The sequence below is a fragment of the Cupriavidus sp. FW306-1B-F12B genome (assembly GCF_058781795.1).
The window spans coordinates 193,284-219,787 of the sequence record NZ_JBYSXC010000008.1; the positions used below are offsets into that span (position 1 = coordinate 193,284).

Consider the following 26,504-nt stretch of genomic DNA (forward strand, 5'->3'; position numbering starts at 1 on the left):
CAGCAACGACACGATGCCGAATTTCAAACTCAAGATTTCCGGGCTGACCAAGCGTTATGGCGACTTCGTCGCGCTGGCCCCGACCGACCTTGAAGTGGCCGAGGGGGAATTCCTTACCCTCCTGGGCCCTTCGGGCTCGGGCAAGACCACGCTGCTCAGCCTGATCGCCGGGCTGGCCGTGCCGGACGGCGGCCAGCTGTTGATCAATGGCAAGGACGTGACCTATGGCGCCCCCTACGAGCGCGATATCGGCATGGTGTTCCAGAACTACGCGCTGTTCCCGCACATGACGATCGCGGAGAACATCGCCTTCCCGCTGAAGATGCGCCGGGTCGACGCGGCCACGGCGAGGCGCCAGGCACTGGAAGCACTGGAAATGGTCCGCCTGCCCCACGTCGCGGCGCGCTTCCCGAAGGAACTCTCGGGCGGCCAGCAGCAGCGCATCGCGCTGGCCCGCTGCCTGGTCTACAAGCCGTCGATCATCCTGATGGATGAACCGCTGGGCGCCCTGGACAAGAAGCTGCGCGACCACATGCAGCTGGAGATCAAGCGCATCCACCGCGAGCTGGGCACGACCATCGTCTATGTCACCCACGACCAGGAAGAGGCGATGACGATGTCTGACCGCATCTGCCTGATGAACGGCGGCAAGATCGAGCAGCTAGGCACGCCGTCGGACCTGTACTTCCGCCCGCGCACGCTGTTCGTGGCCGACTTCCTGGGCGAATCGAACCTGTTCGAGGGCACGGTCACGGAAGTGCGCGGCGACCACGTGGAGGTGGCGCTGGCACAGGGGGGCGCCGTCGCCCACGCGGTCACCAATGCGCCGGTGGCCGCCGGGGGCAAGGTGCGGGTCATGGTGCGGCCGCAGAACATCGCCATGGCCAACGGCGTCACCGCCGCCAATGCGGTCAGCGGCAAAGTGCTTGACAGCATGATCACCGGCAGCCTGACCAAGCTGTACGTGGAATCCGATGCCGCCGGCCAGGCCCCGGTGGTGCTGTCTTACCCCACCTCGATGGGCGCTTCCCGGCACGCGGTCGGGCAGCAAGTCACGCTCACCTGGCAGCGCAGCGACGCTGTCGCCGTCCCGGATTCCCTATGACCGCCGTCGCCCTGCAACGCCGACCCCTACCCTGGCTGCGGCCCGCCTTGCTGGCCGCGCCGCTGGTGCTCCTGTTCGTGGTGCTGCTGGTCTACCCGGTCGGCCAGCTGCTGCTGCTGAGCGTCTACAGCGACGGTGCCTTCACGCTGGCCAAGTACCGCCAGCTGTTTGCGTCGTCGGTCTACGTCGACGTGATGCTGATCACGCTGAAGATCTCGCTCTGGACCACGCTGCTCTCCGTGGTCGCCGGCTATCCGGTGGCCTACCTGATCTCCTCGCTGTCGAAGGACAGGAAGGCAAAGTGGCTGTTCTGGGTGCTGCTGTCGTTCTGGACCAGCTTCCTGGTGCGCGCCTTTGCCTGGATCGTGATGCTGGGCCGCAACGGCGTGGTCAACCAGTTGCTGAGCGCCGCGGGCATCCAGGACGCGCCGTCCAACCTGCTATACAGCCTCGGCGCCGTGCTGGTGGCGATGGTGCACGCGCTGATGCCGCTGGCGGTGCTGACCATGCTGTCGGTGATGGAGAACATCGACCGCAACCTCCCGCGCGCGGCGCTTACGCTTGGGGCACGGCCTGGCACGGCGTTCTGGCGCGTCTACTTTCCGCTCTCGATGCCGGGCGTGGCGGCTGGCGCCATCATGGTGTTCGTCACCGCCGTCGGCTTCTTTATCGTGCCAGCGCTGCTGGGCGGACGCAAAGAGATCATGGTCGCCCAGCTGATCATCGACCAGGTGCAGCAGACCATGAACTGGGGTTTCGCCGGCTCGATCTCGGTGTTGCTGCTGCTGGTCGTGCTGGCGGTATTCGCCTTGTATGACAAGGTGCTCGGGCTCTCGTCGATGGCAGGCGGAGCAGAGCAACGCACCCGCTCCGCCGCCGCGCACGATGGCGTGCTGCATCGGCTCGGCGACAGCGTGCTGGGCGCACTGGGAACGGTCAGCGACAAGCTGCTGGCACTGGTGCCGCGCGGCCGGCGCGAGCCGCAGCCGGGCGACTCGCTGCCGCTGCGCACGATCGTGCTGATGGTACTGCTGTTCCTGAGCGTGCCGGCGCTGCTGATGATCCCGCTGTCGTTCGCCGACAAGTCGGGCCTGAACTGGCCGCCGCGCGGCTTCACGCTGCAGCACTACCAGGACTTGCTCGCGTCGCCGCTGTGGATGCAGGCCGGGCTGCGCTCGCTGCTGGTCGGCCTTGGCGCCGCGGTGCTGGCGCTGCTGGTCGGCACGCCGGTGGCGTTCCTGCTGGCGCGCTCGCAGATGCGGGGCAAGTCGCTGCTGCTGGCGTTCGTGCTGTCGCCGATCATCATCCCGCGCATGATCATCGCGGTGGGGATGTTCTACTTCTTCGCCAGGGTCGGGCTGGTCGGCACCTCGCTCGGCCTGATGATCGGCCACACCGTGATTGCCGTGCCCTATGTCGTCATGACGATGATGGCGGTGCTGCGCAACTACGACACGCGGCTCGACCTGGCGGCGCAAAGCCTGGGCGCCAGGCCCTGGCAGACGCTGCGCTACGTGACGCTGCCGATCCTCGCCGCCGGCCTGTTCTCGTCCTTCCTGTTCGCCTTCGCCACCTCGTTCGACGAGCTGACGATCGCCCTGTTTGCCTCTGGCGGACTGAGCGCCACCCTGCCCAAGCAGTTCTGGGACGAGGTGACGCTGCAGCTTTCACCGGTGATTGCCGCGGTGTCTACCTGCCTGTTCGTCTTCGTTACCATCCTGATCACCTGCGCCGAGCGCTTGCGCCGCAAGAGCGCCGGGCGCTGAGAACCCTATCCATGAACAACAAGCTTACCGCCGCCGACCTGCGCGGCATCTTCCCCGCCATCCCGACGCCCGTGACGGCCGACGACAGGATCGACCAGGACGCCACGCGCAAGCTGATGGCCTACCTGCTGGCCAACGGCGTTGCCGGCGTGGTGCCGCTGGGCGGCACCGGCGAATACGGTGCCCTCTCGCGCGAGGAGCGCGTCCGCATGGCGGCCCTTTGCGTCGAAGCAGCGGCTGGCCAGGTTCCCGTCATTCCCGGCGTGCTCGACCCAGGGTTCCACGATGCGCTAGATGCGGGCAAGGCCTTTGCCGGCGTTGGCGCCTCTGCCCTGATGGTGCTGACGCCCTATTACACCTCGCCGACCCAGCAAGGCATCCGCGACTACTTCCTGCGCTATGCCGACGCCTCGCCGGTGCCGGTCATGATCTACGAGATCCCCTACCGCACGCGGATCGCGATCGCGCCCGAGGTGCTGCACGAGCTGTCGCGCCACGAAAACATCATCGGCATGAAAGCCTGCAACACCGACATGTACCACTTCCTCAAGGTGGTGGCGGGTGTCGACGACAGCTTCAGCGTGTTCAGCGGCGAGGACAGCCTGTTCCCGCTGCACATGGCGGCGGGTGCCAGGGGTGGCGTGGTCGTGACCGCCTCCGTGCTGCCGCGCACCTGGCGTGCCATCTATGAGCTCGGCGTGGCCGGCAATACCGCTGAAGCGGTACGCCTGCACCGCGAGCTGATTCCGTTGCTGGACCTGGCCTTCTCCGAAACCAATCCGGGGCCGCTGAAATCCGTGCTCGACCTGGTGGGCGTGACCGCGCCGAAGGTGCTGGCACCGCTGGTAGCGCCGGCGCCCGGGCTGCAGGCACAGCTGCGTGCCGAACTGACGCAGCGGCTGCAAGCCGAGGCCGCCCTCGCCTGAGGCGCCGACGATCATGCTGCCGGCCATCAAGGACTATCGGGACCTGGCGCGGCGCCGGCTGTCGCGCTTCGCCTTCGACTATCTGGAGGGAGGCGCGGAGGACGGGCGCACGCTGGCACGCAACCTGGCCGCATACCAGGCACTGCTGTTCCGGCCGCGCGTGCTGCGCGACGTCACGGAGATCGATCCCGGCATGGAGATCTTCGGCCGCAAGTACCGCCTGCCGTTGCTGGTGGGCCCCACGGGGCTGAACGGACTGTACTGGCCGAAGGCCGAAGAGGCGCTGGCACGGGCCGCACACGCCGAGGGCCTGCCCTTCGTGATGTCGACGGCATCGACCTCGCTGATCGAAGACGTGCGCGCCGCCACTGACGGCGACCTGTGGCTGCAGCTCTACGTGCAGCGCGGCCGCGCCATCGCCGAAAACATGATGGCGCGCGCACGCGCCGCCGGCTTCAGCACGCTGATGCTGACCGTCGACACCATGGTGCACGGCAAGCGCGACCATGACATCCGCAACGGCTTTCGCATGCCGGTGCCGTGGACGCCGCGGCTGCTGGCCGACCTGGCGGCCCATCCGCGCTGGTGCCTGCGCATGCTGCGCCAGGGCGGCTCGCCGCAGCTGGTCAACCTGGCCCGCAGCAGCGGGATGGCCAACGACCTGAAGGCGCAGGCGGCGGGATTGAGCCGGCAGATGGACATGTCGCTGTGCTGGGACGACATCGCCTGGCTGCGCCGGCACTGGCACGGGCCCGTCATCATCAAGGGTATCCTTACGCCGGCCGACGCGGAAATCGCCGCCCGCCAGGGCCTGGATGGCATCGTGGTCAGCAACCACGGCGGCCGCCAGCTGGAAGGCGCGCCCAGCGCAGTCGAGATGCTGCCCGCCATCGTCGCGGCGGCGGGCAGGATGCACGTATTCGTCGATGGCGGCGTGCGCCGCGGCGCCGACATCGCCAAGGCGCTGGCAATGGGCGCCCGCGGCGTGCTGGTGGGGCGCGCACCGCTTTACGGGCTGGCGGCGCGCGGTCCCCGCGGCGTGGCGGAAGTGCTGGCCATCCTGCGTGGAGAATTCGAGACCACGCTGCGGCTGCTCGGCGTTCCGCAGGCCGCCAGGCTGGACACTGCCGCGCTCTCGGACGACCATGCCGCGCGGCTGGCCGCACTGTAAGCCATGAAAACAATGACAAGGACGAGCAGGAGGTTGTGTGGATTCAGGTAATGAAGGCAACGGGCTGCGCACAAGGCGCGAGCGTTCGTCCCTGTTCGTCGGTTCGGTGGAAAAGGCCTTCCAGGTGCTGGAAGCCTTCCACGGCCCGGACCGCCGCCTGATGTCGATGGCGGAGATCGCCCGGGCGGCCGATCTCGACCGCAGCGCCACCCAGCGGCTGGTGCACACCCTGGAACAGCTGGGCTACATCCGGCGCCTGCCCGATTCGGCGATGTATGGGCTTGCGCCGAAGGCACTGGGCCTGTCGTACAACTACCTGCGCTCCAACGACCTGGTCGAGCGCGCATCGCCCTACCTGCTCGATATCAGCCGCACGCTGGGGGAAACCGCCAACCTGCAGGAACTCGACGGGCACGAGATCGTGTTCCTGGCCCGCTTCCCCGGGCAGCACCTGATCAACGTCGATTTCGGGGTCGGGTACCGGCTCCCGGCCGTGTACACCGCGTCCGGGATTGCGATCCTGTCGAAGCTGCCCGAAGCGCAGCGCCTGGAGGTGGTGCGGGCGACCGCACTGAACCCCATCACGCCGTTCACTGAAACCGACCCCGACAAGCTGATGACGGCGATCCGCGAGGCCGGTGAACGCGGCTATGCCGTGGCCATGAACCAGACCGTGGTCGGCGACATCTCCGTCGCAGCAGCAATCACCGACCATCGCGGCCTGCCGGTGGGCGCCATCAATATCTCCGTCCCGTCCACGCGCTGGACGCTGGAGACCGCCCAGGCCAAGCTGGCCCCGCATGTGCAAGTGGCGGCCATGTCGATCTCGCAGGCAAAGCGGATGAGTTTCCAGACGGCATGAGCTATGCGGAAATCCAAGCCAACGCCTGAGGGAAGCCAACGCTCCTCGCTCGATACCCTGCTGACCGAAGTACGGGCTTGCCGCGCCTGTGCGCCACACCTGCCGCTGGGCCCGCGCCCGATCGTGCGCGTCGGGGCCGAGGCGCGCATCCTGATCGTCGGCCAGGCGCCGGGGATACGCGTGCACGAAACCGGCATCCCCTGGAACGATGCAAGCGGCGAGCGCCTGCGGCAGTGGCTTGGGGTCGATACCGCCACCTTCCTCGACGAATCGCAGTTCGCGATCATCCCGATGGGGTTCTGCTATCCCGGACGCGGCAAGAGCGGCGACAACCCGCCGCGCCGCGAATGCGCGCCACTGTGGCTCGACCGGCTGCTGGCGGAACTGCCGTCGATCGAGCTGACCTTGCTGGTCGGCCAGTACGCGCAGCGCCATTTCCTCGGGGCGCGCCGCAAGCCGACGCTGACCGAGACCGTCAGGGCATGGAAGGACTACGCGCCCGGCTTCGTGCCGTTGCCGCATCCGTCACCGCGCAACCAGCCGTGGTTCAAGCAGCATCCCTGGTTTGAGGGCGAAGTGCTGCCGATGCTGCGCGAGCGGGTCGGGCAACTGTTGCGGCACAGCCCTGTGCAGACAGGGTAGGCAGCAAGCGATACCCGCGCCACCCCCGCCTGGACGGCCGGCCTCATTCGCTGGCCGTAAAGCCCGAGGCCGCGACCACCGGGCCCCACTGCGTGCGCTGCGCCTGGATGAGCTTGCGCAGGGCATCCCCCGGCTTGCCGTTCATCTCCATGCCCAGCGCCGACATCTTGTCGCGCACCACGGGATCCTTGATGGCGTCGAGCAGCGCCTTCTCGATCCTCGCTACCGCAGCCGGCGGCGTCCCCGCCGGCACAAAGGCCGAGTACCAGCCGGACGCCGCCTCGAAACCCGGCGCGGCCGCCTCCGCCAGCGTTGGCACATCAGGCAGCAGTGCCGACCGGCGGGTCCCGGTGACGCCGAGGAAACGGATCTTGCCCGCCCGGTACAGCTCCATCTGGCCCCCCACCGCATCGATACCCAGCGGCAGCGTGCCGCCGATCTCATCGGTCAGCATCATGACGGCGCCGCGATAGGCAGTGGGCAGCAACGGCACGCCAATCGACTTGCTGAGCGACAGCACGCCGAAATGAATGCTGCCGCCGAGCGTGACCAGCCCGACGCCGCCCTTGTCCGGGTTGCGCTTCACCCATGCCAGGTATTCCGGCATGGTCCGATAGGGCTGGTTGACGCTGGCGGACGCCACCAGCGGCACGTCGGCCAGGTAGGCGACCGGAACCAGGTCCTTGTCGGGGTCATAGGCCAGGCGCTTGTAGGTCAGCGGAAAGATGGTGAACGGCGGCGCGGGCGAGATCAGCACCGTCTTGCCGTCCGGCGGCGCGCGTTTGACGTTCTCCAGTGCCAGCCGCGCCGATGCGCCGGGGCGGTTCTCGACCAGGACGGGCGTGTCGAGCGAAACACGCAGCTTTTCAGCAAGCGTGCGCGCGAAGATGTCCAGCGCGCCACCGGCCGCGAAGCCGACGACGATGCGCACGGGCGCGTCGCCGCTGGCGGGGGCAGCCTTGGCAGGAACGGCATTGGCACCCAGGGCCAATGCCAGCGCGGCGGCCAGCCGTCGCAAGGGGGTCGAATAGGTCATACGGTCACTCCGGTTGACGGCGGCGGATGCGCTCAGGCAGCCTCGAGCACGGTATGTGCTTCCAGCGGATAGATCGGCCGGCGCAGGTTGCGGAACGGGAACTGGCTGTAGTCAGAGCTGCAGACTCCGGGGCCGGCCACCAGCACGATCTCGCTGGCGATCGGCTCGAACCCGGCGCGGAAGTGCTGGCGCGACTTGATCAGGATGTATCTGCGGCGCGACAAGTCGATGCCTGCGTGCGTGAACACGCCGGTATCGAACGGCTCCTGCGGCTTCTCGCAGATCACGACCAGCGTGCCGGCGACATCCAGCACCACGGTGCGGCCCAGGCTCAGCTTCATGCCTGTGAACATCGGGCCGGTGACCTGGTAGTTGCCGTCGGTAATGCACTGCACCCGGCCGCTCAGCCGCAGCGGACGGCCCTTCAGGTCCAGCGCGGGCATGTCGGTCTTGCCGCCCACATCCAGCGTGACGGACTGCCCGACGCCGGCGGCAATCAGTTCCGCCACGGCGCCCGGGTCCCAGAACGGCCCGGCGACCACGCCTTCGAGCTCCTGGCGCAGGACTTCGCCCAGCACCGTCATTTCATCCGTCGGCCCGCCTGCGCCGCAGTTATCGCCATGGTCGACCAGCACGACCGGGCCCTGCGTGAGCGTCTTGGCGCGCGCGATGGATTCCTCCATCGGCTCGATCGGAAAAACAAGATCAGCCCGGCGTTCCCACGCCATGCCGCAGAGCTCGTCGAGCAGGCGCCGCCCTGCGTCGACCCTGGCGGCATCCGCCACGATCACCACGGCCAGTCCGGTATGCGGGATATCGGCAAGCGGAAAGCCACCGAACACCGAGGCGTTGAGCACCTCGCCATCGCGCTCGGCCGCCATCGCACGCTCCATGATGTCCTTCATGGGTTGCGCGCGCGGGGTCTGGCGCAACATGTGGGTGAGCATCGGCAGCGTGCGCCACAACAGGACCGGGCGGGCCTCGCCTCGCAGCGCCGCCATCAGGGTACGGGCGGCGCGTGCGCCGGTCTCGTACACGTCCACGTGGGGATAGGTGCAGTAGCCGGCGATCACGGTCGCATTGTCAACCAGCGCAACGCTGAAGTTGGCGTGGAAATCCAGCGATACCGCGATCGGCACCTCGGGCGCGGCGGCACGGATGCGTGCCAGCAGTTCGCCTTCGGCATCCGGATAGCCCTCGGCCACCATGGCGCCGTGCAGGTCCAGCATCACGGCATCGCAGCCCGCGCGCACCGCCTCGACAATGCTGGCCGCCATCGACTCGAATGCCTGTGCGGTCACCATGCCACTGGGCACCGCGCTCGCCATCAGGGGCATCACGAACTCGTCGCCCTGGCGGCGTACCAGGTCGATGAACGCGGCCGCGGCACTGTTGGTGCCCTGGCACGCACGCACCGCGTCGTCGCCGTAGAGCGGGCCAGCGGTGCTGCCGCGGTTGAACGCGCTCAATGGCGTGGTAATCGGCGAAAAGGTATTGGTTTCATGCCGCATCAGGGCAATGACAAAACGCATGGACTGGCTCCGACAGCGTGAAGGGTTCAGTTGGATTCGAGATCGACCGCGCGCGCAATGGCGCCGTAGCGGATCGTTTCCGCCTGCAGGAAGCGGCGGGCCTGCTCGGGGGTGGAAAGGACCGGCTCATAGGCAAGCGTCTGCAGGCGCGCGGCAAAGTCCGCTTCCTGAACGCTGGCCTTCACTTCCTTGTAGAGCCGGTCGATGACCGGAGCCGGCGTGCCCGCCTTGACCACCAGCGCCAGGTTGCCGCGTACCTGCAGCGCATCCGTGCCGCCCGCCTTCTGCGTTTCGAGGCCGGGAAACTGCGTGACGGGCTCCGCCTGCAGCGTGGCCAGGGGCCTGGCCTTGCCATCCTGGACGTAATTGACCGAAGAGCCGATCACATCGACATGCGCATAGGTCTGGCCGCCGATCAGGTCCGCCATGGCCGGCGGCGAGCCGCGGTATGGAACGATGGTGAAATCCAGGCCATTGCGGCGCTTCCAGTCGGCCAGGCCGAGGTGCGCAGCCCCCGCGACGACGTTGATGCTGATCGACACCCTGCCGGGGTTGCGCTGGATATGCGTCTTCAGCTCGCCCAGCGTCATCTCCTTGCGGTCGGCGCGCGTGATGATCCAGTGCGGCACGGTGCTGACGATGGTCACCGGCGTCAGGTCGGTCTCGGGGCGATAGCGCAGGCCCTTGATCGTGAACGGATTGATACTGAGCGTGCCGTCGCTGGCCAGCAGCAGCGTATTGCCGTCGGCCTTCTCCTTGAGCACCGACGACACGCCCGGCACGGTCGCGCCGCCGGCGATGTTCTCCACCACCACCGGCTGCCCCAGCCGCTGTTCCAGCTTGCGCGCGAGCGTGCGGCCGATGATGTCGTAGGAACCGCCGGCCGGGAACGGCACCACCAGGCGCAGCGGCCGGTCGGGCCACGCAGGTGCGGCAGTTGCGCAAGTGGCTGCGAGCAAGGCTGCGCCGGCAAGCATGCCGCGCATGATCGAGCGCAAATGGCTCATGGCTTCCATGGGTCTCCTCCTGAGGTCTGATTGCCTCGTGATGGCTTGGAATGAATCAGGTGATGCGCCGACTATATGGGATCGGTTCCGATACCAAAAGCGAATAAAAATCGCTGTTTGTTGAGCAAATGGTTAACTTATAGAATGAGCCACCCGGCCCTGCCGATCGTCGCCTGCCCCATGCCCGCCGAAGCCTTCGCCCATACCCTGCTTGGCCGCCTCAAGCTGCGCCACCTGCGCATCATGCTGGCGCTGAGCGAGATGCCAACCGCCGCAGCCGTCGCCGCGCGCTTTCATGTCAGCCCCGCCGCGGTGTCCAAGACCCTGGCCGAGATCGAAGACATCGTGGGCATGCCGCTGTTCGAGCGCGGCCGCCGCGGCCTGCACCTGGCCGAGCCCGGACGGGAGATGGCAGCCCATGCGGCGGTCTTGCTGGCGCAGCTCGAACGGCTCGCCGAATCGCTGCAGGCAGTGCGCGCCGGCAGCCAGGGGGCGTTGCGCATCGCGTTCCGGACGATGTCGGTGCAGCCCTTCCTGGCGCGGGCGATGAGCGACTTCTACCGTGACCATCCGCGCGTGGAGATCAGCGTGATCGAAGGCGGCATCGGCGAACTGGCGGATCAACTGGTGGATGGCTCGCTGGACCTGCTGTTCGCCTATGACGATCCGCGCCTGTCGCTACCCGCGCTGCGCACGGCACCGGTAGTCCCGGCACAGAAGGTGGTGATCGTCGCCAGCCTGGACCATCCGCTGCTCACGCGCCGCAAGCTGGCGGCGCAGGAACTGTCCGGGCAGCAATGGTGCATTCCGGTGGCCGGCTCGCGCATGCTTCACCTGCTGCACACGGCGTTTCATACCCTTGGGGCGCCGGCGCCCTCGCTGGGCATCCGCACCAGCGATGTGGCCGCCACGGCCAGCTTGTTGCAGGCGGGTCATTTCCTCGCGGTGTTCCCCGAGCGCATTGCCGCGCAGCTCGCCCTGGCCAAGGTGGCGAGAGTGCTTCGCTTCGAACTCGGCAGCCGCGTGGAGCCGGTGGTCGCGGTCTGGAACGACGAACTCACGCCACGCACGCCGGCGCGCCTGTTTCGCGAGCTCGTCATGCGCCGGGCCGGCGAGACCGTCACGGCCGAGCCGGTGCCGTTGCTGGCCGCGCGCGCGGTGGCGGCGGCTGGCGTTCGCAAGCGCTGAGCGGGAAGCCGGCCCGGCTCAGTGCCCGCACAGCACCGCAGCCATCTCCCTGGCCGCGCCCTGCAGCGTCGGCACCGCCTGCAGCAGCGCCTCAAGCGATGCCCGCGCCGTCGGCGCATGACAGGCAATCGCGGCCACCACCCGGCCTGAACCCTCGCCATCCGGCTCGCGCACCGGCACTGCCACCGCGCACATGCCGCGCACGAATTCCTCATGGTCCACGCCGATGCCGCGCGCGCCCAGCCGGTCCAGCTCGGTATTGAGTCCCGGCACATCGGACAGCGTGCGCGGCGTGTGCGGGGCTAGGTCCAGGCGCCTGAGCATCTGCTGGCGTTCCAGCCGGTTCATGGCTGACAGGAACAGCTTGCCGCTGGCGGTGCAGTGCAGCGGCACGTGGATGCCGGGCGACAACTGCAGGCGCAGTGGCTCGTGCGTCTCGACGCGCTCCACATAGAGGACCCGGTCGCCGTCGAGCGCGGTGAGATTGCAGGTCTCGCCCAGGCTCGCCACCAGCCTGGCCAGGATGGCGCGGCACTCGCGCAGCATCGGCGGGCTCCTGAGGGTCTGCAGTGCCAGCGACGCGGCGCCCGGGCCGGGCACATAGCCGCGCTCGGCCGGCATGCGGACCACGAAGCCGGTGCGCTCCATGGCGGCCAGCAGGCGCATCAGTGTCGCCTTGGGCACATGCAACCGCTGCGAAAGCTGGGACAGCGTTTGCGGGTGCTGTGCCCTGGCCAGGCTGGACAGCACCATCAGCACGCGCAGGCTGCGTGCATCGTCCTCCACCGTCCCGTCCTCTGCTGCAGTGCGATTCTGAAACGGGAATTGCACGTTCTGTTTCACAACCGGCGTCTCCTCGCGATTGAGCTTTCCATTCCGGTTTTGAAAAATAAAATCCGGAACAGAACGTTTCAGATTATAGATCGAAGCCGGGTGGCTACGTGCCTGCCGGCCAGAAAAAGGAGACAGCGACGATGTCGCAAACCGTTGACTACATCGTGGTAGGCGCCGGCTCGGCCGGGTGCGTGCTGGCCAACCGGCTCAGCGAAGACGGCCGCTATTCGGTCTGCCTGCTGGAGGCCGGCCCGCCCGACCGCTACCCGTGGATCCATATCCCGATCGGCTATGGCAAGACCATGTTCCACAAGGAAGTGAATTGGGGCTTCTATACGGATCCCGATCCCAACATGCTCAATCGCCGCATCTACTGGCCGCGCGGCCGCACGCTGGGCGGCAGCAGCGCCATCAACGGCCTGATCTACGTGCGCGGCCAGCGCGAGGACTATGACCACTGGGAGACGCTGGGCAATCCTGGCTGGGGCTGGGACAACTGTCTGCCCTACTTCCGCAAGCTCGAGAACAACGACCTTGGCGCCGGCCCCACGCGCGGCACCGACGGCCCGCTGAACGCGACCTCGATCGACCGGCAGCATCCGCTGGTCGATGCCTTCATCGGCGCCGGCCAGGCGCTGGGCCTGCCGCGCAAGACCGACTTCAACGGTGGCGACCAGGAGGGCGTGGGCTATTACCAGCTCACCACCCGCAACGGCTGGCGCTGCTCCACCGCGGTGGCCTACCTGCGTCCGGCGCGCGGGCGCACGAACCTGCGCGTCGAGACCGATGCCCACACCACCGGGATCCTGTTCGAAGGCAAGCGTGCCGTGGGCGTGCGCTACACCCAGCATGGCCAGCCCTATATCCTGCGGGCGCGGCGCGAGGTGATCCTGTGCGCGGGCGCGCTGCAGTCGCCGCAGTTGCTGCAGCTGTCGGGCATCGGCCCGGCGCCGTTGCTGCAGGATCTGGGCGTACCGGTAGTGCATGCCCTGCCGGGCGTGGGCGAGAACCTGCAGGACCATCTGCAGGTGCGGCTGATCTACGAGGTGGCCAAGCCGATCACCACCAACGACCAGCTGCGCTCGCTGACGGGCAAGGCGCGCATGGGCCTGGAATGGCTGCTGATGCGCAAGGGGCCGCTGGCGATCGGCATCAACCAGGGCGCGATGTTCTGCCGCGCCTTGCCGCAGGAAAGCGCCACGCCGGATACGCAGTTCCATTTCTCGACCCTGTCCGCCGACATGGCCGGCGGCATGGTGCATCCCTTCTCCGGCTGCACCTATTCGGTATGCCAGCTGCGGCCCGAGTCGCGCGGCACGGTGCGGATCCGCTCGACCGATCCGTATGAGCCGCCGTCGATGCAGCCCAACTACCTGTCGGCCGAGCTGGACCGGCGCTGCACCGTGGCAGCGGTACGCTACGCCCGGCGCGTGGCGCAGACCGAACCGATGCGCGGCCTGATGAAACGCGAGTTCCGGCCGGGCGACGAGGTGCGCAGCGACGACGAGATCCTGCATTTCTGCCGCGAGTACGGTGCCACCATCTTCCATCCGTCGGGCACCGCGAAAATGGGGCCCGCCGCCGAGCCACTGGCGGTGGTCGATGCGCGCCTGCGCGTGCATGGCGTGGGCGGGCTGCGCGTGGTGGACTGCTCGGTGATGCCCACGCTGGTCTCGGGCAACACCAACGTGCCGGTGGTGATGATGGCCGAGCGCGCGGCCGACTTCATCCGCGAAGACGCACGGCGGGAAATGCATCCCGTCGATGTGGCGACCCCGATGGCAGCAGCCGCCTGAGCGGCTTGCGCCAGTCCTGATTGCGAACAACCAAGGCCAGGCATCCATAACAAGGCCAAACCCTGCAGTGCATCCGGCGTCCATAACCATCCTTCCAGAGGACGCCGCCCATCACCTGAGGAGACAAGCATGACAAGCCCCAACGAACAGGCGATCCGCAAGGTCGCGCTGGCGTCCGTAATCGGCGCCACCATCGAGTGGTATGACTTCTTCCTGTACGGCGTGGTCGCCGGCCTGGTCTTCAACAAGCTGTACTTCCCCGGCAATGACCCGCTGGTGGCCACCATGCTGGCCTACACCACCTTTGCGGTGGGCTTTGTCACGCGGCCGCTGGGCGGCGTGATCTTCGGGCACTTCGGCGACAAGGTCGGCCGCAAGAGCATGCTGGTGATCACGCTGATGATCATGGGCGTGTCCACCTTCCTGATCGGGCTGGTGCCGACCTACGACAGCATCGGCATCCTCGCGCCGATCCTGTTGCTGCTGCTGCGCGTGCTGCAGGGCATCGGCCTGGGTGGCGAATGGGGCGGCGCGGTGCTGATGGCCTATGAGTACGCACCGCCGGGCAAACGGGGCTTCTATGCGTCGCTGCCGCAGATCGGGCTGGCGATCGGACTGTGCCTGGCATCCGGCGTGGTGGCGCTGCTGTCGCTGACCCTGAGCGATGCGCAATTCCTGGCGTGGGGCTGGCGTGTGGCCTTCCTGATCTCGGCGGGAATGGTGTTCGTGGGCATGTATATCCGCCTCAACGTCAAGGAGACGCCTGAATTCGCCGTGATCAAGCAGCGCAATGCCGAGACCCGGATTCCCTTTGTCGACATGATGCGGCGCTACCCGGGCAATATCCTCAAGGGCATGGGCGCGCGCTATATCGACGGGGTCTTCTTCAACATCTTCGGCGTGTTCTCGATCACCTACCTGACCCAGACCATCAATATCAGCCGGACTGAAGCACTGGTCGGCGTGATGGCAGCGGCCATTGCGATGTGCTTCTTCATTCCGTTCTTCGGCCACCTGTCCGACCGCATCGGCCGCACCCGCGTGTATTTCTGGGGCTCGCTGATCACGGCCCTGTCCGCCTTCCCGGCGTTCTGGCTGATGCTGAACAGCGGCGGCAGCACCATGCTGCTGTGGCTCTCCATCGTGGTGCCGTTCGGCATCCTCTACGCCGCGGTCTACGGCCCGGAAGCGGCGCTGTTCTGCGAGCTGTTCGATGCCAGGGTGCGATACACCGGGATCTCGTTCGTCTACCAGTTCTCGGGGATCTTCGCCTCCGGCATCACGCCCATCATCGCCACGGCACTGCTCAAGTCGGGCGGCGGCAAGCCCTGGCAGATCTGCGCCTACGTGGCCTTTGCTGGGGTTGTGTCGGCGTTGTCGGTGGCGCTGATCGGGCGGGGCGAAGGCTCACAGGCGCCGCGCGAAAACGGCATGCCGCTGCGCGGTCCGGCGCGCTAGGCTCGGAGGGGGCCGCCGCCCGCCGGCAATGTCTTAGAATGGCGCAACGCCAATGACAGGGACATTGCATGCAAACTCCGGACGGCACCGGTGCGGCCGCCGCCCCGCTCCTGCCCAGGGTCGTGCGCCAGCGGCTGCACGACACCGTGGTCGACCACCTGCGCAACTTTATCGTCGAGGGGGTGCTGCCGCCGGGCATGAAGCTCAATGAGCGCGAGCTGTGTGAAACGCTGGGCATCTCGCGCACTCCGCTGCGCGAGGCGCTGAAGGTGCTGGCCGCCGAGGGGCTGATCGAGATCTCGCCCAACCGCGGCGCGAGCGTGTCACGGATGAGCGAGGCCGAGGCCTGGGAAGCCTTCGAGCTGATGAGCGGCCTGGAGGCCTTTGCCGGGGAACTGGCCTGCGAGCGCATCACGCCGCCGGAGCTGGCCGAGATCAAGGCGCTGCACTACGCCATGCTGGCCTGCCGCGCGCAGAACGACCTGCCCGGCTACTACGCCCGCAACCAGGAGATCCACGACCGCATCGCCGGGGCCGCGCGCAACCAGACGCTGCAGCAGACCTACCTGACGCTCAACCGGCGGCTCAAGGCGATGCGTTTCCGCTCCAACCACCAGACCGACAAATGGGACCGCGCCGTGCACGATCACGAAGAGATGATCCGCGCGCTGGAAGCCCGCGACGGCAAGCGGCTGGCGGCCATCCTGCGCCAGCACTTGCTGGAGAAGCGCGCCGCGCTGATGCAGATCCATCCCGACCCGATCGGCGGCGCACCGGCGATGCCGAACGCCTGAGGCCTGGCGCCCTTAAGCCGTCAGGCGGCCGCCCCCGCATCGGGACGATCCAGGTAGCCGCCGACGATACGGACCAGCAGCGGCAGCTTGCCGGTAAAGAAGTGGTCCGCCCCCGGCACCACTACCACGGGCAGCCCCTGCGGGCGCGCCCAGTCGAACAGCGCGCCGAGTTCCGCGCGCTCGTCACGCTCGCCGTGGACCACCAGGCAATCGGCGGGAACGGCCGGCGTGTCATAGCTGCGGTGCGCCTTGACGGTGCCGTAAGGCGTGCCGGCAAGCACCAGGTGGCGGATCGGCACGGACTGCGCCGCCAGCGTGGCGGCGACATGGGCCATGACGAACGCACCAAAGGAAAAGCCGGCCAGTGCCAGCGGCAGGCCGGGATGGGCCTCGCGCAGATGGGCGACCACGGCGAGCATGTCCTGCGCCTCGCCGCTGCCCTGGTCATGCTGCCCCGCGGACCCCTCGACCCCGCGGAAATTCGGCCGCACGGTCAGGAAGCCGCGTGCCACCAGCGCCTTGGCCAACTGGTGCGGCACCTTGTGCGTGGCCGAGCCGCCCAGCAGCGGATGCGGATGCGCGACCACGGCGATGCCTCGCAGCGCGCCGGCGGGACGATCGACCAACATTTCAATCTGCCCGGCCCCGCCGCCGAGCTGCGCCTTTTCCGTGCCTGACGGAACAGCCATGCCATCTCCTGGTAATGAAATGGGCCGCCTGCGGCCCGAAGACCGTGATGGTAATGCGATTCCCGCAGACCACGCGCCACCGCGCGCGCATCCGTATCAAAATGTCACCCAGTGCGCTATCCGACACAAGGAACGGCTGGGTGGCGTATCCGCTTTCGTATAATCTCGCGAACCGCGGCAAGGCCGTTTTTCGTGTCCTCTGGTCCCGCCGCCATCGGTCAGCACGTCCCGTGTCCCGCACACCGGCCTGCCAGGCAGCCCGCCGCGCTTCGTGCCCTGACCAGACTTCGCCGAAGGGAGCGCCAGCGAGCGGCCCCCTTCCCGTGTTCATTGCCGGTGCTCCGGCCGTTCCCGCATCCCATCGCCGCCGCATCCGACGCGTGCCAGCGCGATGCCGTTGCCGATGCCGGAGCCGCCGCAAGTCACCATCCGACGAGATTCCGCCATGAGCAAAGTTTCACGGCTCGCACTGGGCCTTGCGCTCGCTGCGCTATGCCACCTGATGCCGGCCACGCTGCCCGCCGCACTGGCCGCCCCGGCATCAGAAGCAGCTTCCGAGGCCGGCGCCCAGCAGGCGCCCGCCATCAGCCACGGCGAGGCCGCCGCCGAACTCAAGCGCCTGCAGACCGAGCAGGACCGCATCAAGCAGCAGGCCTCCGACCCGGATGGCAACACCAGGCTGCATGAACTCGAAGAAACGCTGCAGAAGCTCGATGCCGACGTCGACAAGCTGTCTTCGGCGCTGACCCCGCAGCGGGCGCAGCTGCAGGCGCAGCTGGACGTGCTGGGTCCGCCACCGGCGGCCGGCACCACCAAGGAAGCGCCGGCGGTGGTAAGGCAGCGCGCCGAACTGAATGCGCGCCGTGCCCAGCTTGACGCACAACTCAAGCAGGCAGGTGAGAGCAAGGCGAACATCGCCAACCTGAGCGACCAGCTGGCGCGGCTGCAGCGCGGCCAGATGAAGGACCAGCTCGCGCTGCGCTCCGAGAGCATCCTGAACCCGCAGTTCTGGAAGCCGCTGGTCAGCCCGACACAGGAAGACCAGGCGCGCCTGGCCTCCTTCACCGACCAGGTGGTGCCGATGGCACAACTGGCCTGGCAGCCGTCACAGCGCGCCGCCACCATCGCCTTGCTGTTGCTGGCCCTGGCGGTATGGACCCTGGGCCGACGCCTGGCGGAACGGGCACTGGCGTGGTTCTGCCTGCACAAGCTGCCGGAGACGCGCCTGCGCCGCAGCGCCCTGGCACTGGCCACCACGCTGGCCACCGTGTGCACCACCGGGCTGGCGGTGCAATTGATCTACAACGCCTTCACGCGCAGCTATGAACTGCCGCCGGACCTGGTCGAGCTGTACGGCCAGTTGCTCAAGCTGACGCTGACCAGCGCGCTGATCGCGGGCCTGGGGCGCGCGCTGCTGTGCACGCGCCATCCCTCCTGGCGCCTGCCGGCGCTGGCCGATCCGGTGGCGCTGGCGATGAAGCCGTTCCCCGCCGTGCTGGCCGGCCTGTTGCTGCTGGCCGGTACGCTCGAGCAGCTGAACCGCATTGCCGATACCAGCGTGCAGGTCACGCTGCTGGGGCGCGGGCTGGTCTCGCTGGTGGTGGTGCTGACCATCGGCGCCGCGCTGCTGCGCGCCAACCGCGTGCGCAACCTGCTGGCGGCCGCCGGCGAGCGGCCCGAGGCGCGCGCCACGCTGGCGGGCATGATCCACGCCGGCGTGTCGGTCATCGTGCTGGTGTCGGTGGTGGCGCTGCTGGCCGGCTACATCAGCTTTGCGCGCTTCCTGACCTACGAGCTGGTCTGGTTCGACATCGTGCTGTGCAGCCTGTACCTGCTGACCCAGGTCACGCGCGACGTCTGCGAAAGCCTGCTCTCGACCAACTACGCCAGCGGCCGTGTCATCAAGCAGCTGTTCGGCGTGGACGATTCGCACCTGGAGCAGGCCTCCACCATCCTGTCAGGCATCGGCGCCAGCGTGCTGCTGCTGGTGGCGGTGCTGGCGCTGCTGACCGGCGGCTTCGGCACCACACCCGCGGACCTGCTCAACAGCCTGGTAATGGTGCTGGGCGGCGAGAAGCTGCACAGTCTCAACATCATGCCCGACCGCATCCTGAATGCGCTGATCGCTCTCGGAGTCGGCATCTGGCTGCTGCGCTCGGTGCGGCGCTGGCTCGATGGGGAACTGCTGCCCAAGGTCTGCAAGGAGCCGGGCCTGCGCGCCTCGCTGATCACGCTGTACAGCAATGTCGGCTACGTGTTGCTGGTGCTGCTGGTGCTGTCGCTGCTGGGCGTGCGCTGGGACAACCTGGCGTGGATCGTCAGCGCACTGTCGGTGGGTATCGGCTTCGGCCTGCAGGAGATCGTGAAGAACTTCGTCTCCGGCCTGATCCTGCTGACCGAGCGGCCGGTCAAGGTGGGCGACATGGTCAGCATTGCCGGCGTGGAGGGCGATATCCGCCGCATCAACGTGCGCGCCACCGAGATCCAGCTGGGCGACCGCTCCACCGTGATCGTGCCCAACTCGCAGTTGATCTCGCAGAACCTGCGCAACGTGACCATGAGCAACAGCACCCAGGGGGTGGCGTCGCTGCAACTTACCTTCCCGCTGAATACCGACCCCGAACAGCTGCGCGACCTGCTGCTGGACGTCTACCGCGAGAACGAGAGCATCCTGGACGTGCCGGCACCCTCGGTCATGTTCAGCCAGCTGGCGCCCAACGGCATCACGCTGTCGGTGACGGGCTATGTCGGCAGCCCGCGCATCGCCGCCAACACGCGCAGCGACCTGTTGTTCGAAATCCTCAAGCGCCTGCGCGCCGCGGACATCTCGCTGTCGGTGCCGCAATCGCTGCGGCTGGAGAACATGCCGCCATTCGGGCAGGAGCCAGAGCGCGCGCTGGCCGCCGGCTGACCGGCATTAAGAACCCATTTCATAATGAAGAAGGGGCGCGAAGGCTGCTGCCGGGCCGCAGGGCTAGGCGTGGCCGACGCGGCGTGGTTATTCCACGCTAGGAGGCCGCAACAACGCCATGCGGCCCGGCAGCAGCCTTCCCTTCGGGTTCAAGCCAGGCGCGGCGCATGCGTCGTTACGGGCCTTGACCTTGGAATGACCAAGGCCGGCGGCCCGCGCCTAGCCTGCGCCGCGCCTGGCTTGAACGCGTCCCCTTCTTCATTATGAAATGGGTTCTAAAGCAGCCGTTACAACCCTAACAAGTCGCCGGCCGCGCAGAAACACCTTGAGGGGCGCTTTGCGTGCATCATCAATGCACACAAGCTGCATCAGAAGGAGTCCGATATGCGCCCCTCCACCCGAATCGTTTCAGCGGTTGCCCTGAGCGTGGCGCTGGTGGCAGCCGGCCCGGCGTCGGCGCGCGGGCGCCACCACCACCACGGCGGCGGCTCGAATGCCGGAGCGGTGCTCGCTGTCGGCGCGCTGGTCGGCCTGGCCTTTGGCGCGGCCCTGGCCTCGGCGCCGGTCATGGCGGCACCACCCCCTGTCACGTACGCACCGGCTCCGGTGACCTACGCGCCGGCTCCCGTCTCATACGCACCGCCGGCAGCGCCGCCGGGGTATTGCTACCGCGACTACGACCGTGCCTATGTGCCTTGCGGCCCGCAGCCGTCGGGGTATTACGAACAGCAGCAGCCGTATTACGGTTATTGAATCAGGCGGCTGTGCAAGAAGGAAACGCCCCATGCCAAGCATGGGGCCTTTGTCTTGTAACGGCTGGCAAGCGCGCAGGGTTCTGAATGACCACTTGCGTGCTCCCTCTCCCGCAAGCGGGAGAGGGGAGCAAACCAGCGGGACTCGATGGTAGCCGCTGCCCTACACCGGCACATCCCTGGTCGGATCCGGCCTGCGATCATCAAACCACCGATACAGCGTCGGCACCATCACCAGCGTCAGCAGCGTCGACGTAATCAGCCCGCCGATCACCACCACCGCCAGCGGACGCTGCACTTCCGAGCCCGGCCCCGTCGAGAACAGGAACGGCACCAGGCCCAGCATCGCAATGGTCGCGGTCATCATCACCGGGCGGAAACGCTGGGTCGCGCCCTGCACCACCGCTTCATCGAGCGACAAACCCGAGTCGCGCAGCGTGCGGATATACGACACCAGCACCACCCCGTTCAGCACCGCCATGCCCCACAGCGCGATAAAGCCCACCGAGGCCGGCACCGACAGGTATTCGCCGGTGACGAACAGCCCGATGATGCCGCCGATGGAGGCAAACGGCAGCACCGTAATGATCAGCGTGGCAAAGCGCAGCGAGTTGAACAGCAGGAACAGCAGGAAGAAGATCGCGGCGATGGTCACCGGCACGATGATCTTCAGGTGGCCCATGGCGCGTTCCATGTTCTGGAACTGGCCGCCCCACTCCAGGTAGTAGCCTTCGGGCAGCTTCACCTTGGCGTCGGTGGCCTGCTGCAGCTCGGCCACGAAGCCGCCGAGGTCGCGGTCCTTCACGTTGATCATCACCACCACGCGGCGCTTGGCCATTTCGCGGCTGATCTGGGCCGGACCGTCGTTGACCTCGATCCTGGCCACGCTCTGCAGCGGCACCTGGGTGCCGTTGGGGGTGGACACCAGCAGCTGGCGGATGGCCTGCTCGTTGTTGCGGAACTCCTCCGGCAGGCGCACCGCCGCGGCAAAGCGGCGCTCGCCTTCGAAGATGTCCGTGGCACGCTTGCCGCCGATGGCGATCTCGATCACGTCATGGATATCGGACACGTTCAGCCCGTAGCGCGCAATCGCCTGGCGGTCGATCTCGATCGACAGGTACTGCTGCCCCGACACGCGCTCGATGCGGATGTCCTGCGAGCCCTGGATGCCGCCGGCCACGCGCGAAATCTCGCCCGCCAGCTCGCGCAGCTTGTCCAGGTCGTCGCCGAACACCTTCACCGCCACGTCCGAACGCACGCCGCTGACCATTTCGTCGACTCGGTCCGAGATCGGCTGCGCCATCACGATCTGCACGCCGGGAATGGCCTTGAGCTTTTCGCGGATGGCGTTGGCGATATCGTCCTGGGTCCAGCCGTCGGGCCACTCGCCGCGGTCCTTCAGGCTGGCGATCGGGGTCGACTCGTTCTGGCCCTGCGGGTCGGCCGGACTTTCGCCGCGGCCCACGCCGGACACCACCGACTTCACGCCCGGCACGCTCAGCACCAGCTTGTTGGCTTCCTTCTCCAGCTTGATCGACTCTTCCAGCGAGATGTTGGGCACGCGGTCGATCGCGGGCACGATCGAGCCTTCCTTCATCTCCGGAATGAACGAGGTGCCCAGCAGCGGCACGATCGCCACCGTGGCAACGAAGGCCGCCACCGCGCAGATCACCGTCTTGCGGCTGTTGCCCAGCGCCCAGTGCAGCAGGCGCAGGTAGTGGCGCTTCATGAAGGCGATCACATGCGTGTCGTGCTCGGCGCCGCCCTTGAGCAGGTACGACGACAGCACCGGCGACAGCGTCAGCGACAGGAACAGCGAGATCGCCAGCGCGATCGAGATGGTGAACGCCAGCGGCGCGAACATCTTGCCCTCCATGCCCGACAGCGTCATCAGCGGCAGGAACACCAGGATGATGATGCCCACGCCAACGATCACCGGCGTGGCCACTTCCTGCACGGCCTTGACCAGGATCTCGGTCTTGGTGAGGCCCGGCTCCTTGTGGCCGAGCCGCTCGAACGCGTTCTCGACCACCACCACCGAGCCGTCCACCATCAGGCCGATGGCGATGGCCAGCCCCCCCAGCGACATCAGGTTGGCCGACAGCCCCACCTCGTTCATCACCATGAAGGTCAGCAAGGGCGTCAAGACCAGCGTGGCCAGCACGATCACCGACGAGCGCACGTCGCCCAGGAACAGGAACAGCACGATCACCACCAGCACCACGCCTTCCAGCAGCACCTTGGTCACGGTCCACAGTGCGGAGTCGACCAGTTCGCTGCGGTCGTAGTACGGCACGATCTGCAGCTTGCCCGGCAACATGCCGCGCTCGTTGATCTCGGCCACGCGCGCCTTCACGCGGCTGACCACCTCCTTGGCATTGCCGCCGCGCATCATCATGACGATGCCGCCGACCGCCTCGGTCTGGCCGTTCTTGACCAGCGCGCCCTGCCGCACCTCATGCCCGATGGTGACGTTGGCCACGTCGCGCAGGTACACCGGCGTGCCGTTGATCTCCTTGAGCACGATGCTGCCCAGGTCATCCACGCCGCGGGCCAGGCCCACGCCGCGGATCAGGTACTGCTCGGCATAATGCGGCAGCACGCCGCCGCCGGAGTTGGCGTTGTTGCGCGCCAGCGCCTCATACACCTGCTGGGTCGAGATCTGGTAGTGGCGCATGCGTTCCGGGTTGACCAGCGCCTGGTACTGGCGCACGTAGCCGCCCTGCGAGTTGATCTCGGCCACGCCCGGAATCGAGCGCAGCAGCGGGCGCACCACCCAGTCCTGGGCGATGCGGCGCTCGGCCAGCTCTTCCTGCGTCAGTTCGCGGTTGCCGTCGTCGGCACGGTCCAGCGTGTACTGGTAGACCTCGCCCAGGCCGGTGGAAACCGGGCCCAGCACCGGCGACACGCCTTCCGGCATGCGCCCGCCCACTTCGATCAGGCGCTCCATCACCAGCTGGCGGGCAAAGTACACGTCAGTGGCGTCGGTAAACACCAGCGTGATCAGCGACAGGCCCGCCTTGTTCAGCGAGCGCATTTCTTCCAGGCCGGGCAGGCCGGTCATGGCCATTTCCACCGGCACGGTGACAAAGCGCTCGACTTCCTCGGGCGAGCGGCCCGCGGCTTCGGTCGCGATCTGCACCTGCACGTTGGTGACATCGGGGAAAGCATCCACCGACAGCCTGGTGGCAGCGCGCAGGCCGAAGAAGAACAGCACCACGGCTATCACGCACACCACCAGCCGCTGCTTGATGGCGGCTTCGACTAGGGATTTCATCATGGCCGATTACCCTTGCTCGAGGCGCTTGCGCTCGTTGTCGAGATGGAAGGCACCATCGACCACGATGCGGTCGCCGGCCTTCACACCGTTCTGCACCACGCGCATGCCGTCGCTCTCGGCGCCCAGCTTGACCTTGGTGAGGCGGTACTTGCTGCCCGGCATCTCGACATAGACCAGCTCGTCGTTGCCGTCGCGAACCACCGAGGCGGCCGGGATCACCAGCTGGTCGACCGGCTTGCCGGCGATCAGCATGCTGGCCAGCATGGCAGGCTTGAGGCGGCCTTCGCGGTTCTCCAGCTCGGTGCGGACCAGCACCGTGCGCGACTGCGGGTTGACCGTGCGGCCGACGTAGATCAGCTTGCCGGTGATGCTCTTGCTGCCCGCGCCGTTGCCAAGCGAAGGCACCTCGATGTCGACGCTCTGCCCTTCGGCCACCTGGGCGGCCTGCTGCTCGGGCACCTCGGCCACCACCCACACGCGCGACAGGTCGGCCACGGTATAGAGCGCATCGGCCGGCTGCACCACCTGTCCTTGCGCCACGTTGCGCTCGACCACGGTGCCGCTGATGCTGGAAAACACCGGCGAATGCGAGTTGATGCTGCCGCTCCTGGCCAGCTCGGCAATCGATGCCTGCGACATGCCCAGCACGCGCAGCTGGTCGCGGTAGGCGCGCATCTCGGCCGAGGCGATCGCCAGTTCGCTCTCGCGGCGCTGCAGCTCGCCGCGGCCGATCACGTCGGCGGCAAACAGCTGGCGCGCGCGCTCGGCGTTGCGCCCCTGCAGCTCAGTCTGGGCCTCGCTCTTCAGGAAGGCCATCTGCGCCGTGCCCAGCTCGCTGCTGTGCAGGCGCGCCAGCACCTGGCCGGCCTTCACTTCCTGGCCCAGGGTGGCATAGAGATCGGTCACGCGGCCGGTCACGCTGGCGCCGATGCGGGCCACGCGTTGCTCGTCGAAGTCGATGCGGCCGGCCACGCGCAGCATCTCGCTGAACGGGGAGGTGGCCACCGGCGCCACCTTCAGCCCCTTCTGCAGGTTGCCCTCGGGCTGGATCACGCCCGGCGGCAGCTTGGGCGCTTCGGCGACGGGCTCAGGTTTGCCTGAGCAGGCCGCCAGGCTGAACGTCAGGACGGCAGCGGCCGTCAGAGAAAGCAGGAAATTGGGGCGCATGGTTATTTCTGTTCGATGGTGGAGGTCGGCTGCAGGCCCGGCGCTGCGGTAGCGCCCGGGGCGGTCGACATAAGCTTTTCGATCTGGATGGCGGCCACCTGCAGGTCGTACTGGGCGGCAATCAGGTCATTGCGCGCGCCGCGCAGCACGCGCTGGGCATCGAGGTAGTCCAGGATGCCGCGCTCGCCGAAGCGGTAGGCGGACTCGGCCACGCCCAGCGCCGACTCGGCCTCGCGCACGATGCCGGACTCGAGCGCCGTCACCTGGGCCTGGTTGATCTCGTACTGGCGGTAGGCGGCTTCCAGCTCCTGCGTCAGCTCGAACTCGCGCGCTTCCAGGGCGCTGCGCGCCTGCGTGGCCTGCGCCGTGGCCTCGCCCACCGGGCCGCTGCGGCGGTCCCACAGCGGGATGGTCAGGACCAGGCCGATCTGCGAGACGTTGTTGTCAGGCTGGCGGTCGGTGCTGGCGCGCACCGCCACCTCGGGCCAGCGCAGCGACTTCTGGTAGTTCACGCCCAGCTGCGCGCGCTCCAGCTCCATGCGGCGCTGGACCAGCTCGGCATTGCTGGCGGTCATGGTGTCGCGCAGCACCGGCAGCGGCGGCACGTCGGGCGCCTGGCCCAGGGTGCCGGCCAGCGCAAACTGGCCCGGCATGGCACCGCCCACCTGCTGGCGCAGCGCGGCCTTGGCCTGGTTGACGCGCAGCCCGGCGGTCTGCTGGCTCTTCTGCGAGGCCAGCAGTTCGGTCTCGGCCTTGATCAGTTCATAGCGCGGCGCCTCGCCCACCTCCACGCGCAGGCGCGCCCGCGAATGGATCTGGCGCATCATCGCCAGGTCTTCCTCGGCGGCATGCAGCTCGCTCTCGCGGCGCAGCACGTCGTAGTAGGCAGTCTTCACGCGCGCGGCCAGGTCGGCCCGGAAGCCTTGCCGCATGGCCTGCGACGACTCCAGCCCGCGGGTGGCCATGGCCTCGCGCAGGCTGCGCTGGTGCGGGTAGTCCAGCTTCTGCACCACGGCGTAGCTGGGCGCATTGCCGCTGGTCACGCCCGGCTGCTTGCCGGACAAGCGGCCGTACATCACTTCCACCTGCGGGTTGGGATAGGCACGTGCGCTGCTGATGGCCGCGCTGGCGGCATCGACACCGGCCTCGGCGGCGGCCACGCCCTTGTTGGTGGACTGGGCCAGGTCGAGCAGTTGGGGCAGCGAGTAGGCGGGTCCCGCCTGGGCGCCGGCCGCTGCGGCGGATGCGAGCTTCGGCACCGCCGCGGCCGCCAGGATGGCGGAGCCCGGCATGGGTGCGGCAGCAGGTTTGGTCAGGGGCGCGGAGGCGGCTGGCGCGGCACCGGCCGCGTCCGTTGGCTTCGGGGACACCCCGCCTTGTGCGCCGGCATGGGCCGGGGCAGCGGCGAGCGCGATCAGCGAAAGCGACGCGATCAGGGTCAGCTTGGTTGTTGTCATGAGTCGGGAAAGCAAGCAATACGGCTGCCTGTCGCCATGCTGCCGCCCGCCCCGGGGCGAGCGGTCACTTGGACGCGATCACGGCAGGACGCACAACGGCAGCGGCTTGCCCGCGCGGTCAGGCAGCAGGC

The 26,504-nt window shown here is 67.8% G+C and carries 20 protein-coding genes; 12 read left to right on the top strand and 8 right to left on the bottom strand.

Annotation, left to right across the window (positions count from 1 at the left end; all coding sequences use genetic code 11):
- Positions 1-13: 13 nt before the first annotated feature.
- Genes AC3WLE_RS15900 through AC3WLE_RS15925 form a run of 6 tightly spaced genes read left to right on the top strand, consistent with a single transcriptional unit; the run spans position 14 to position 6,472 of the window.
- Positions 14-1,105, top strand: coding sequence for an ABC transporter ATP-binding protein (locus AC3WLE_RS15900; RefSeq protein WP_058696498.1), 1,092 nt, complete (start codon positions 14-16; stop codon positions 1,103-1,105).
- A complete protein-coding gene (locus AC3WLE_RS15905) occupies positions 1,102-2,871 on the top strand; it encodes an ABC transporter permease subunit (protein ID WP_492351377.1) in 1,770 nt (589 codons plus the stop codon). The genes AC3WLE_RS15900 and AC3WLE_RS15905 overlap by 4 nt, the downstream gene beginning before the upstream one ends.
- A gap of 11 nt (positions 2,872-2,882) precedes the next feature.
- Positions 2,883-3,797, top strand: coding sequence for a 4-hydroxy-tetrahydrodipicolinate synthase (dapA, locus tag AC3WLE_RS15910; RefSeq protein ID WP_492319465.1), 915 nt, complete (start codon positions 2,883-2,885; stop codon positions 3,795-3,797).
- Between the two features lie 13 nt (positions 3,798-3,810).
- Positions 3,811-4,968, top strand: a complete 1,158-nt coding sequence (locus AC3WLE_RS15915; protein ID WP_492355970.1) for an alpha-hydroxy acid oxidase — start codon at positions 3,811-3,813, stop codon at positions 4,966-4,968.
- 37 nt (positions 4,969-5,005) lie between these two features.
- Positions 5,006-5,830 (top strand): IclR family transcriptional regulator, encoded by an 825-nt coding sequence (locus tag AC3WLE_RS15920; protein WP_010810310.1) that lies wholly within the window; start codon positions 5,006-5,008, stop codon positions 5,828-5,830.
- Between the two features lie 3 nt (positions 5,831-5,833).
- Positions 5,834-6,472 carry a uracil-DNA glycosylase family protein gene (locus AC3WLE_RS15925; protein WP_492319463.1) on the top strand — a complete coding sequence of 213 codons (639 nt, stop codon included), beginning with the start codon at positions 5,834-5,836 and terminating at the stop codon, positions 6,470-6,472.
- Positions 6,473-6,515: 43 nt separating this feature from the next.
- Here the strand turns inward: AC3WLE_RS15925 and AC3WLE_RS15930 are convergent, their stop codons facing one another.
- The 3 genes from AC3WLE_RS15930 to AC3WLE_RS15940 are packed head-to-tail and all read right to left on the bottom strand — an operon-like array spanning position 6,516 to position 10,056.
- Positions 6,516-7,508, bottom strand: coding sequence for a tripartite tricarboxylate transporter substrate-binding protein (locus AC3WLE_RS15930; protein ID WP_492319462.1), 993 nt, complete (start codon positions 7,506-7,508; stop codon positions 6,516-6,518).
- A 32-nt stretch (positions 7,509-7,540) separates the two neighbouring features.
- Positions 7,541-9,040 carry a M81 family metallopeptidase gene (locus AC3WLE_RS15935; RefSeq protein ID WP_492355969.1) on the bottom strand — a complete coding sequence of 500 codons (1,500 nt, stop codon included), beginning with the start codon at positions 9,038-9,040 and terminating at the stop codon, positions 7,541-7,543.
- A gap of 26 nt (positions 9,041-9,066) precedes the next feature.
- On the bottom strand, positions 9,067-10,056 hold the full coding sequence (locus AC3WLE_RS15940; RefSeq protein WP_492319460.1) for a Bug family tripartite tricarboxylate transporter substrate binding protein: 990 nt from the start codon (positions 10,054-10,056) through the stop codon (positions 9,067-9,069).
- Between the two features lie 135 nt (positions 10,057-10,191).
- On the opposite strand from AC3WLE_RS15940, the gene AC3WLE_RS15945 reads away from it, so the two are divergent.
- Positions 10,192-11,235 (top strand): LysR family transcriptional regulator, encoded by a 1,044-nt coding sequence (locus AC3WLE_RS15945; RefSeq protein ID WP_492355968.1) that lies wholly within the window; start codon positions 10,192-10,194, stop codon positions 11,233-11,235.
- An 18-nt stretch (positions 11,236-11,253) separates the two neighbouring features.
- Here the strand turns inward: AC3WLE_RS15945 and AC3WLE_RS15950 are convergent, their stop codons facing one another.
- Positions 11,254-12,078, bottom strand: a complete 825-nt coding sequence (locus AC3WLE_RS15950) for an IclR family transcriptional regulator (RefSeq protein ID WP_492319458.1) — start codon at positions 12,076-12,078, stop codon at positions 11,254-11,256.
- 131 nt (positions 12,079-12,209) lie between these two features.
- On the opposite strand from AC3WLE_RS15950, the gene AC3WLE_RS15955 reads away from it, so the two are divergent.
- The 3 genes from AC3WLE_RS15955 to AC3WLE_RS15965 all read left to right on the top strand — a co-directional run bounded on the left by AC3WLE_RS15955 (position 12,210) and on the right by AC3WLE_RS15965 (position 16,117).
- On the top strand, positions 12,210-13,865 hold the full coding sequence (locus tag AC3WLE_RS15955) for a GMC family oxidoreductase (RefSeq protein WP_492355967.1): 1,656 nt from the start codon (positions 12,210-12,212) through the stop codon (positions 13,863-13,865).
- A 129-nt stretch (positions 13,866-13,994) separates the two neighbouring features.
- Positions 13,995-15,323 (top strand): MFS transporter, encoded by a 1,329-nt coding sequence (locus AC3WLE_RS15960; protein WP_492355966.1) that lies wholly within the window; start codon positions 13,995-13,997, stop codon positions 15,321-15,323.
- A 68-nt stretch (positions 15,324-15,391) separates the two neighbouring features.
- Entirely contained in the window at positions 15,392-16,117 is a 726-nt protein-coding gene (locus AC3WLE_RS15965; protein ID WP_492340417.1) for a GntR family transcriptional regulator, read from the top strand.
- A gap of 20 nt (positions 16,118-16,137) precedes the next feature.
- Here the strand turns inward: AC3WLE_RS15965 and AC3WLE_RS15970 are convergent, their stop codons facing one another.
- Positions 16,138-16,806, bottom strand: coding sequence for an alpha/beta hydrolase (locus AC3WLE_RS15970; RefSeq protein ID WP_492319454.1), 669 nt, complete (start codon positions 16,804-16,806; stop codon positions 16,138-16,140).
- 445 nt (positions 16,807-17,251) lie between these two features.
- Here AC3WLE_RS15970 and AC3WLE_RS15975 point away from each other — a divergent pair, with 445 nt between their 5' ends.
- Entirely contained in the window at positions 17,252-19,717 is a 2,466-nt protein-coding gene (locus AC3WLE_RS15975; RefSeq protein ID WP_492355965.1) for a DUF3772 domain-containing protein, read from the top strand.
- Between the two features lie 384 nt (positions 19,718-20,101).
- Entirely contained in the window at positions 20,102-20,470 is a 369-nt protein-coding gene (locus tag AC3WLE_RS15980) for a hypothetical protein (protein ID WP_035818922.1), read from the top strand.
- A 162-nt stretch (positions 20,471-20,632) separates the two neighbouring features.
- On the opposite strand, the gene AC3WLE_RS15985 is transcribed toward AC3WLE_RS15980, so the two are convergent.
- From AC3WLE_RS15985 to AC3WLE_RS15995, 3 genes are read right to left on the bottom strand one after another with little or no spacing between them, the layout of a single operon-like run.
- Complete coding sequence (locus tag AC3WLE_RS15985; RefSeq protein WP_492317430.1) at positions 20,633-23,749, bottom strand: efflux RND transporter permease subunit; 3,117 nt, start codon at positions 23,747-23,749, stop codon at positions 20,633-20,635.
- A 6-nt stretch (positions 23,750-23,755) separates the two neighbouring features.
- Complete coding sequence (locus tag AC3WLE_RS15990) at positions 23,756-24,916, bottom strand: efflux RND transporter periplasmic adaptor subunit (protein WP_492357077.1); 1,161 nt, start codon at positions 24,914-24,916, stop codon at positions 23,756-23,758.
- Between the two features lie 2 nt (positions 24,917-24,918).
- The gene (locus tag AC3WLE_RS15995; protein ID WP_492357076.1) at positions 24,919-26,373 is read right to left on the bottom strand and encodes a TolC family protein; all 1,455 of its coding nucleotides are present in this window, start codon (positions 26,371-26,373) and stop codon (positions 24,919-24,921) included.
- Positions 26,374-26,504 lie beyond the last annotated feature (131 nt).